The organism is Streptomyces sp. NPDC054770 (assembly GCF_053611985.1).
This window is the reverse complement of sequence record NZ_JBSHBL010000020.1, coordinates 132737-142286: the sequence shown is the minus strand read 5'-3', so window position 1 is coordinate 142286 and position 9550 is coordinate 132737. Positions and strand designations below refer to the sequence as shown.

Here is a 9550-nt window from a genome sequence, read left to right as displayed (position 1 = left end):
CGCGGGAACTCCCCGCGGGGCACCGCTCGTTCCACCATCAGCCGCCCGATCTCCGCGGCCACGACGGACCTTGACTCCTCAACAGCGAGAACGCTCTCTCAAAGGTCCCCGAGTTCGGCGGCGTACGGCGGTTCCGCACCCGCCCGTGAGCAAGTGATCGCGGCGGCCCGCGCCGCGAATCGCAGCAGCCTCGTCCAGTCGTCGGCGCCCAGTCCCAGGAGCGCCTCGGCGGACAGTGCGTCCTGGGCCGCCAGACCGTGCAGCAAAGCCGCGTTCACCGTGTCACCGGCGCCGATCGTGTCCACGACGGCGACCTCCTCACCCGGGACGGCGTATACGGTGCCGTCGCGGGTGAAGGCGCTGAGCCCGTCACCGCCGTGCGTGATCACCACGGCCGAGGGGCCCGCCGTCAGCCATTCGCGCGGGGTGCCGCCCAGCCACAGCGCGTCCTCCTCCGAGAGCTTCAGGAGAGTCACTGAGGGCAGCCAGCTCTTGAAGCGCGCCCGGTAGGCGTCCGGGTCCGCGATCAGACCCGCCCGGATGTTCGGGTCGAGCGCGGTGAACAGGCCCTGCCCGGCCGCCTCGCGCATCAGCTCCTCGTAGGCGCTCGCCCCCGGTTCCAGGACGAGCGAGAGCGTGCCGAAGGAGACGGCGCGGGTCGCGGCGGGGAGGCCGGCGGGAGCGGTGAACAGACGGTCGGCGGTGCCCTCGACATAGAAGGAGTAGGAGGCGGAGCCCTGCGGGTCGATCGTGGCGGCCGCGAGGGTGGTCGGTTCCGGGCCGCGCTCCACGAGGGAGATGTCCACACCCGCCCGCCGCAGCCCGTCCAGCAGGGCCCCGCCGTAGGCGTCGTCGGAGGCCCGGGAGCAGAACGCGGTGGGGGAGCCGAGGCGGCCGAGAGCCACGGCCGTGTTGTACGGACCGCCGCCCAGCGCAGGTTGCAGGGCCGCGAGGGCGCCCGGGCCCTGCGGTACCAGGTCGATCAGTGCTTCACCGGCGACGACGATCACGAGAGGGTTCCTTTCTCGGGGTGCTCGGGGTTCTCGGGATACTCGGGGTTCTCGGAGTGCCTGGGGTGCTCGGACCGCGGGGCCGGCGCGGCTGCCGGCGCCTCCCCGCTCTCCTCCCGGCATCCGCACGACGTCCGGTGCACGAAGGCGCACGGGAGCCGTACGGTCCGGGCGGGCCGCTCGGGTGAGGCCAGCCGTTCGAGGAGCACCCGGACCGCCTCGGCGCCGAGCTCCCTGCTGGGCTGGGCCACGGCGGTGAGCCGGGGCGAGAAGAGGTCGGCCCAGGCGAAGTCGTCGAAGCAGCACAGGGCGATGTCGTCCGGTACGGAGAGGCCCTGCGCGCGCAGGGTCCGCAGGGCACCGATGGTCATCGCGTTGTTGGCGGTGACGAGTGCCGTGGGCGGGGCCGCGAGCGACAGCAGAGCGGCGGTGGCCCGCTCGGCGCCCGCGGATTCGGAGTTGCCGGGGACGATCAGGCTGTCGTCGAGGGGCAGCCCGGCCGTGGCCAGTCCCTGCCGGTAGCCGGTGATCCGCTCACCGGTGGTGCTCAGTCCGGGCAGCCCTGCGACCAGGCCGATCCGGCGGTGCCCGAGACCTGCGAGGTGGGTGACGAGCTGAGCCGTCGGCTCGGTGTTCTCGGCGCAGACCTGGTCGAAGGGCGGGGCGGTGTCCGCGCGGCCGCCGATGACCCGGTCGAGGAGGACGGTCGGTACGGCGTGACGGCCGAGGTAGTCGAGGAGCGCGCGGGGGTCGGCGGAAGGGGCGACGATCAGTCCGTCGACGCGGCGTTCATGGAGGAGCTGGACGACCTTCCGTTCGTGCTCGGGGTCGTCGTGCGGGTCGGCGATGAGCAGGCTGTAACCCTGCTCCAGAGCGGCGGCCTCGACGCCCTGGAGGATCTCCGTGAAGTAGGGGTTGCTGATCGCCGACACCGCGAGCCCGATGGAGCGGGTGCGGGAGGTCACCAGGGAGCGGGCGAGGGTGTTGGGCGTGTAGCCCAGTTCCTCGATGGCGTCGAGCACGGCCTGACGGGTGTGAGGCAGCACCGGACGCGTCTCGTTGAGCACATGGGAGACGGTCGCTACGGAGACACCGGCGCTCCGGGCGACGTCGGCCATGGTGGGCATGGGGCTCCCTTCGCCGCTTCCCGCCCCGGTCATGGGCTCCTGGCGTCCCGCTGGGGCTGCTGCCGTGGGGCCCTTCGGCTGGGAAGCTACCCCATTCGACATGGCCGCGTAAACGCTTGCGTAAGCGTTTACGTCCCATCCGGTGAGTGCTCGGCACCGGAACCCCCGCCCCGAAGCGGGACGATCCGCCCAGGTAGGGTCGTCCCGCACCGCCCCGATCCACCAGGAGCCCCTTGTGACCGCCCGTTCCTCCGCGAGTCGCCGTACCGTCCTGCGCGGTGCGGCCGTCACATCGGTCGCCGGACTGGGGGCGGCCGCCTGCAAGGCACCCGGCGGCGGTGCGGCCGGCGCGGAGGCCACGCCTACCGCGCCGGTAGACCTCGGAGCCGAGAGCGAGGTCACCAAGGGCGGTGCCCAGCTCTACCGGGAGCACAACGTGGTCGTCGGCCGGTCCGCCGACGGTGTCCTGAAGGCGTACAGCACGATCTGCACGCACGCGGGGTGCCCGATCAACAAGCTCCAGGGCACGACACTGGTCTGCCCCTGCCACGGCAGCGAGTTCGACGCCCTGACCGGGAAGGTGGTGCGGTCGCCCGCCACCGAGCCGCTGACCGAACTGCCGGTGAAGACCGCGAACGGCCGGATCGTGGCGGGACCCGGCGCCTGATCCGAAGGGCGGGGCTCAGCGCCGGCTCACTCCCAGTCCCAGCCGATCCCCAGCAGGCCCGGCCGTACCCGGGGCTCGACCAGGTGGACGGAGCGGTGCAGCCCGCTCAGCGGCAGGGTCTGCCGGCCGCTGCGCGGGGCCGCCGTCGAGTGCTGGGCGAACCGGTGGCAGCGGGTCGGCAGCGCGTCGGCGGCGAAACGCACCTGAAGGGTGTACTGGCCGCCGGGAAAGCCAAAAGTGCGGACGTACTCGCGTGAGACACCGGCCGTGCCGTCCTCGACGGCGTAGCGGAACAGGAAGGTGTCGCCGGAGCGCAGACGGGTGTCGAAGAGGAGTTCGGCGACGAGCAGGCCGGTCTCCCGGTCCGAACGGACGCGTCCCGCGCGGCAGTTCTCCAGTGCGTGCACGGTCATGTGCTGCGGGGCGCAGCCGGGGTCGCCGTGGTGGACGGCCACGAAACGGTCGACGCCGTCCCGGTGGGCGCGCACGATGTGCTGGGACTCGCGGGCGGCCAGTTCACGGTGGGCGCCGATCCGTACCCGTTCGTGGTGCCCCAGGGTGTGCAGGCCGCCGTCGAGGGACCAGCCGAGGTCGGCCTGCAACCGGTCCAGGACGTCACAGGCCTCGATCAGCGAGCGGTACGAGCGGGTGGCGGGGCGGCGCACGGCAGGACCCTGGTCGGTCTCGGCGAGCAGCCGGATCAGGGACTCGTCCGGGAGCTGGAGTATCTCCTCCAGTGCGCGGACGGCCCGCAGCGACTCCGGGCGCTGGGGGCGGCGGGCGCCCTGCTGCCAGTAGCTCAGGCTGGTGACGCCCACTTTGACGCCGTAGCGCGACAGATGGTGCTGTACGCGCTGGAGCGGCAGCCCCCGGGCGGCGATCGCGGCGCGCAGGGCCACGTGGAAGGGGCCGCCGCGCAGCGCCGAATCCAGTTCCGCGGTGGCGACGTCCGCGTGCTGTGTGCCGTGCCGCATGCAGAGGGCCTTTCTGTTGGGGGGTTCAACGGCTGGTCAGGCCGTTGACGCGGTTCGGGGCCACCCCGTCGGTGCCGGGGCGGCGGCACGTGGGCACGCCGCGTCCGCAGGCCGTCGCTCACGGCCCCGAGTTCCCCCGCATTGAAGCGTGTTGACCAAGCCCCGACAACACCTTCGGCCGGTCGGGAGCGCTCACCTGGCCGAGGCGCGACCCCGTGACCGGCGGAATCGTGCGGGCGCGGTGGTGGTGCCGTCGGCCAGCAGGACGGGGATCGCTCGTGGGGAAGGCGCCGATTTGGGGAGGAAGCCGCGCAAGATCCGTCACGACCGGCCCGGCGGCTCCGCGCGCCTGCCCGTAGGTGCGGAACCCGCTTCCCACGGCGGCAGCGGCCCGACCGTCCCGTGCACGGTTGTCCACAGGCTCGTCGCGGTGTCGGTGCTCGCCAGTAGGGTGTGAGACATGGCCGACCCCTCCAGCTACCGCCCCAAGCCGGGACAGATCCCCGACTCTCCCGGGGTGTACAGGTTCCGTGACGAGCACCGCAGGGTGATCTACGTCGGAAAGGCGAAGAGCCTGCGCCAGCGCCTGGCGAACTACTTCCAGGACCTGGCGAGCCTGCACCCCCGCACCCGGACGATGGTCACCACCGCGACGTCGGTGGAGTGGACCGTGGTGTCCACGGAGGTCGAGGCGCTCCAGCTGGAGTACTCCTGGATCAAGGAGTACGACCCCCGGTTCAACGTGAAGTACCGCGACGACAAGAGCTACCCGTACCTCGCGGTGACGATGAACGAGGAGTTCCCGCGGGTCCAGGTGATGCGCGGTCACAAGAAGAAGGGCGTGCGCTACTTCGGGCCGTACGGCCACGCGTGGGCGATCCGGGACACCGTCGACCTGCTGCTGCGCGTGTTCCCGGTGCGTACCTGCTCGGCCGGGGTGTTCAAGAACGCCGCCCGCACCGGCCGCCCCTGTCTGCTCGGCTACATCGGCAAGTGCTCGGCCCCCTGCGTCGGCCGGATCTCCCCGGAGGAGCACGGCGAACTGGCCGAGGAGTTCTGTGACTTCATGGCCGGCCGCACCGGCACCTACCTCCGCCGTCTGGAGAAGCAGATGACGGAGGCCGCCGAGGAGATGGAGTACGAGCGGGCCGCCCGGCTGCGCGACGACATCGGGGCCCTGAAGAAGGCCATGGAGAAGAGCGCGGTCGTGCTCGCCGACGCGACCGACGCCGACCTCATCGCCGTCGCGGAGGACGAGCTGGAGGCGGCCGTGCAGATCTTCCACGTGCGCGGCGGACGCGTGCGCGGGCAGCGCGGCTGGGTGACGGACAAGGTGGAGGACGTCACCACGGGCGCCCTCGTCGAGCACGCCCTCCAGCAGCTCTACGGCGAGGAGACCGGGGACGCCGTCCCCAAGGAGGTGCTGGTCCCGGCGCTGCCCGAGCCGGTCGAGCCGGTCCAGGAGTGGCTCACCGGCCGTCGCGGGTCGAACGTCTCGCTGCGCATCCCGCAGCGCGGCGACAAGAAGGCCCTGATGGAGACCGTGCAGCGCAACGCCCAGCAGTCGCTCGCCCTGCACAAGACCAAACGCGCCTCCGACCTCACCACCCGCTCGCGCGCGCTGGAGGAGATCGCCGACGCCCTGGAGCTGGACAGCGCCCCGCTGCGGATCGAGTGCTACGACATCTCGCATCTCCAGGGCGACGACGTGGTGGCCTCGATGGTCGTCTTCGAGGACGGCCTCCAGCGCAAGAGCGAGTACCGCCGCTTCCAGATCAAGGGCTTCGCCGGCCAGGACGACGTGCGCTCCATGCACGAGGTGATCACCCGCCGCTTCCGCCGCTACCTCGCCGAGAAGGAGCGGACCGGCGAGTGGGCGGAGGACGGCGCCGAAGACGCCCTCTCGGCCTCCGGCACCCCCACACCCTCCCAAGCCCAGACCGGAACCGGAATCGGAACTGAAACCGGAACCGGAACCGACCCCGACACCGGCCAGGTCAACGGTTTCAAGGACGAGGACGGCCGTCCCAAGAAGTTCGCCTACCCGCCCCAGCTCGTGGTCGTCGACGGCGGCCGGCCGCAGGTCGCCGCCGCCAAGCGGGCGCTCGACGAGCTCGGTATCGACGACATCGCCGTCTGCGGCCTCGCCAAGCGCCTCGAAGAGGTCTGGCTGCCGGAGGACGACGACCCCGTGGTGCTGCCCCGCACCAGCGAGGGCCTCTACCTCCTCCAGCGCGTCCGTGACGAGGCGCACCGCTTCGCCATCACCTACCAGCGCACCAAGCGGGCCAAGCGCTTCCGCGCCGGCCCCCTGGATGACGTACCGGGCCTCGGCGAAACCCGCAAACAGGCGTTGATCAAGCATTTCGGCTCGGTGAAGAAGCTGCGGTCCGCCACAATCGAGCAGATCCAGGAAGTGCCCGGGATAGGCCGCAAGACGGCCGAGACCATCGCCGTGGCCCTCGCCCAGGCGGCCCCGGCCGCACCCGCCGTGAACACGGCGACCGGAGAGATCATGGATGACAGGGAAGACGAGGCGCCCGAGACGACGGCGGACGCCTCGGGGGAGCCCGTACCCGCGGGCGCCCCGGACGATCGACGGGGCCAGGAGAGATGACCGAGCGCGACGCACGACCCACAGCACAGCGAGATCCGGCGTTCAGCGAAACGCAGGGCGAGCCTCAGGAAACGCACAACGAGGCCCGTCAGGATCAGCCGCAGGAAGCGGAAGCGACAGCGGCAGCGGTTCAGGAAAACGGAGCAGAAGTGAGTACGGACGTCACTGCGGCCGGAGTGCCCGAGGCGGCCATTCCCGAGCTGGTGATCATCTCCGGTATGTCGGGAGCCGGCCGTTCGACGGCGGCGAAGTGTCTGGAGGACCTCGGCTGGTTCGTCGTGGACAACCTCCCGCCGGCCCTCATCCCCACCATGGTCGAGCTGGGCGCCCGCTCCCAGGGCAACGTGGCACGGATCGCGGTCGTGGTCGACGTGCGCGGCCGGCGCTTCTTCGACAACCTGCGCGAGTCCCTCGCCGACCTCGACAGCCGGAGCGTCACGCGCAGGATCGTCTTCCTGGAGTCCTCCGACGACGCCCTGGTCCGCCGCTTCGAGTCGGTGCGCCGCCCGCACCCCCTCCAGGGCGACGGCCGGATCGTCGACGGCATCGCCGCCGAGCGGGAGCTGCTGCGCGAGCTGCGCGGCGACGCCGACCTGGTGATCGACACCTCCAGCCTCAACGTGCACGAGCTGCGCGCCAAGATGGACGCCCAGTTCGCCGGTGAGGAGGAGCCCGAGCTGCGGGCGACCGTGATGTCGTTCGGCTTCAAGTACGGCCTGCCGGTCGACGCCGACCTGGTCGCCGACATGCGGTTCCTGCCGAACCCGCACTGGGTGCCGGAGCTGCGCCCGTACACCGGTCTCAACGAGGAGGTGTCGGCGTACGTCTTCAACCAGCCGGGCGCCAAGGAGTTCCTCGACCGGTACGCCGAGCTGCTGCGGCTGATCGCGACCGGGTACCGGCGGGAGGGCAAGCGCTACGTGACGATCGCCATCGGCTGCACGGGCGGCAAGCACCGCTCGGTCGCCGTGTCCGAGAAGCTCGCCGCCCGCCTGGCCGCCGAAGGAGTGGAGACCGTAGTCGTGCACCGGGACATGGGGCGCGAGTGACCGAGCGCAGTCCACGGCTGAGCCGGCTGCGCCGGGTGGTGCCCGAGTCCCGCGCGGGCCGTCCCGTCGAGGCCCGCGGTGCCCGGCCGCGCCGCCGCGGCACCCAGCCCAAGGTGGTCGCCCTGGGCGGCGGTATGGGGCTGTCCGCCTCGCTCGCCGCCCTGCGCCGGATCACCGGCGACCTCACCGCCGTCGTCACCGTGGCCGACGACGGCGGCTCCAGCGGACGCCTCCGTGACGAGCTGGGCGTCCTTCCCCCGGGTGATCTGCGCAAGGCCCTCGCCGCCCTGTGCGGTGACGACGACTGGGGCCAGACCTGGGCCCGGGTCATCCAGCACCGCTTCCAGTCCAAGGGCGACCTGCACGAGCACGCGGTCGGCAATCTGCTGATCGTCGCCCTGTGGGAGCAGCTCGGCGACCATGTGCAGGCCCTGGACCTGGTCGGCAGGCTGCTCGGCGCGCACGGCCGCGTGCTGCCGATGTCCGCGGTGCCGCTGGAGCTGCAGGCCCTGGTCAAGGGGCACGACCCGGAGCGGCCCGAGGAGGTGGACATCGTCCGGGGGCAGGCCACCGTGGCGCTCACGCCCGGCGAGGTGCAGTCCGTGCACCTGGTGCCGCACGACCCGCCGGCCGTGCCGGAGGCGGTCGCGGCCGTGCTGGACGCGGACTGGGTGGTGCTCGGCCCGGGATCGTGGTTCTCGTCGGTGATCCCGCACCTGCTGGTGCCCGATCTGCTCGACGCGCTCACCGAGACCAAGGCCCGTAAGGTCCTGTCGCTGAACCTGGCACCGCAGCCGGGAGAAACCGAGGGCTTCTCTCCGCAGCGTCATTTGGAGGTTTTGGGGCGACACGCCCCTAAACTCGCCCTGGACGTGGTGCTGGCCGACGAGGCCGCCGTGCCCGACCGCGACTCGCTCACCGAGGCCGCCAAGCGGCTGGGAGCCGCGGTCGAGCTGGGCCCCGTGGCCCGGACCGACGGTTCACCCCGGCATGACCCGGAGCTGTTGGCCGCCGCGTACGACCGTATTTTTCGGATGCATGGAAGGATCGGCCCATGGCGATGACGGCAGCGGTGAAGGACGAGATCTCCCGGCTACCCGTCACCCGGACCTGCTGCCGGAAGGCGGAGGTCTCCGCCATTCTGCGGTTCGCGGGCGGCCTCCACCTGGTGAGCGGGCGCATCGTGATCGAGGCGGAGCTGGACACCGCGATGGCGGCCCGGCGCCTCAAGCGGGACATCCTGGAGATCTTCGGGCACAGCTCCGAGCTGATCGTGATGGCACCCGGCGGGCTGCGCCGCGGCTCGCGGTACGTCGTGCGGGTGGTGGCGGGCGGCGACCAGCTGGCCCGCCAGACCGGCCTGGTGGACGGCCGGGGCAGGCCGATCCGGGGCCTGCCCCCGCAGGTCGTCTCCGGGGCCACCTGTGACGCCGAGGCGGCCTGGCGCGGCGCCTTCCTGGCGCACGGCTCGCTGACCGAGCCCGGCCGTTCCTCCTCCCTGGAGGTGACCTGCCCGGGCCCGGAGGCCGCGCTCGCGCTGGTCGGCGCCGCCCGGCGGCTGTCCATCGCCGCGAAGGCCCGTGAGGTGCGCGGGGTGGACCGGGTGGTCGTCCGTGACGGTGACGCGATCGGCGCGCTGCTGACCCGCCTCGGCGCGCACGAGTCGGTGCTGGCCTGGGAGGAGCGCCGGATGCGCCGCGAGGTCCGCGCCACCGCGAACCGCCTCGCCAACTTCGACGACGCCAATCTGCGCCGCTCCGCCCGTGCGGCCGTGGCCGCCGGAGCCAGGGTCCAGCGCGCCCTGGAGATCCTCGCCGACGAGGTTCCCGAGCACCTCGCGGCGGCCGGCCGGCTGCGCATGGAGCACAAGCAGGCCTCGCTGGAGGAGCTGGGCGCGCTCGCCGACCCGCCGCTCACCAAGGACGCCGTCGCCGGCCGGATCCGCCGTCTGCTCGCGATGGCCGACAAGCGTGCGTCCGATCTGGGTATCCCGGGCACCGAGGCCAACCTCTCCGAGGAGCTGGCCGACAACCTCGCAGGCTGAGGCACCGTCACCGCACCGGTGCCGACGGCCCCGACGGTCGTCGGCACCGGCGTTTGCATCTC

The 9550-nt window shown here is 72.1% G+C and carries 8 protein-coding genes; 5 read left to right on the top strand and 3 right to left on the bottom strand.

Annotation, left to right across the window (positions count from 1 at the left end; genetic code table 11):
• Positions 1–98 precede the first annotated feature (98 nt).
• Complete coding sequence (locus ACWGKQ_RS20005) at positions 99–1010, bottom strand: carbohydrate kinase family protein (protein WP_453293251.1); 912 nt, start codon at positions 1008–1010, stop codon at positions 99–101.
• Entirely contained in the window at positions 1007–2137 is a 1131-nt protein-coding gene (locus ACWGKQ_RS20000; protein WP_453293250.1) for a LacI family DNA-binding transcriptional regulator, read from the bottom strand. The genes ACWGKQ_RS20005 and ACWGKQ_RS20000 overlap by 4 nt, the downstream gene beginning before the upstream one ends.
• Positions 2138–2372: 235 nt before the next feature.
• Here ACWGKQ_RS20000 and ACWGKQ_RS19995 point away from each other — a divergent pair, with 235 nt between their 5' ends.
• Positions 2373–2804, top strand: coding sequence for a Rieske (2Fe-2S) protein (locus ACWGKQ_RS19995; protein ID WP_453293249.1), 432 nt, complete (start codon positions 2373–2375; stop codon positions 2802–2804).
• A 26-nt stretch (positions 2805–2830) separates the two neighbouring features.
• Here ACWGKQ_RS19995 and ACWGKQ_RS19990 read toward each other — a convergent pair whose 3' ends face one another.
• Positions 2831–3778, bottom strand: coding sequence for a hypothetical protein (locus ACWGKQ_RS19990; RefSeq protein ID WP_453293248.1), 948 nt, complete (start codon positions 3776–3778; stop codon positions 2831–2833).
• Positions 3779–4238: 460 nt separating this feature from the next.
• Here ACWGKQ_RS19990 and uvrC point away from each other — a divergent pair, with 460 nt between their 5' ends.
• Genes uvrC through whiA form a run of 4 tightly spaced genes read left to right on the top strand, consistent with a single transcriptional unit; the run spans position 4239 to position 9488 of the window.
• Positions 4239–6395: an excinuclease ABC subunit UvrC gene (gene uvrC / locus ACWGKQ_RS19985; RefSeq protein ID WP_453293247.1), complete on the top strand. Its 2157-nt coding sequence runs from the start codon at positions 4239–4241 to the stop codon at positions 6393–6395.
• Complete coding sequence (gene rapZ / locus ACWGKQ_RS19980) at positions 6392–7444, top strand: RNase adapter RapZ (protein ID WP_453293246.1); 1053 nt, start codon at positions 6392–6394, stop codon at positions 7442–7444. The genes uvrC and rapZ overlap by 4 nt, the downstream gene beginning before the upstream one ends.
• Entirely contained in the window at positions 7441–8508 is a 1068-nt protein-coding gene (locus ACWGKQ_RS19975) for a gluconeogenesis factor YvcK family protein (protein WP_453293245.1), read from the top strand. The genes rapZ and ACWGKQ_RS19975 overlap by 4 nt, the downstream gene beginning before the upstream one ends.
• On the top strand, positions 8499–9488 hold the full coding sequence (gene whiA, locus ACWGKQ_RS19970) for a DNA-binding protein WhiA (RefSeq protein ID WP_089100932.1): 990 nt from the start codon (positions 8499–8501) through the stop codon (positions 9486–9488). Before ACWGKQ_RS19975 ends, whiA begins: the two co-directional genes overlap by 10 nt.
• Positions 9489–9550: the final 62 nt, after the last annotated feature.

Coding starts and splice junctions, on each gene's coding strand:
- whiA (WP_089100932.1), top strand. CDS start 8,499: ATGGCGATGACGGCAGCGGTGAAGGACGAGATCTCCCGGCTACCCGTC.
- rapZ (WP_453293246.1), top strand. CDS start 6,392: ATGACCGAGCGCGACGCACGACCCACAGCACAGCGAGATCCGGCGTTC.
- ACWGKQ_RS20000 (WP_453293250.1), bottom strand. CDS start 2,137: ATGCCCACCATGGCCGACGTCGCCCGGAGCGCCGGTGTCTCCGTAGCG.
- ACWGKQ_RS19990 (WP_453293248.1), bottom strand. CDS start 3,778: ATGCGGCACGGCACACAGCACGCGGACGTCGCCACCGCGGAACTGGAT.
- uvrC (WP_453293247.1), top strand. CDS start 4,239: ATGGCCGACCCCTCCAGCTACCGCCCCAAGCCGGGACAGATCCCCGAC.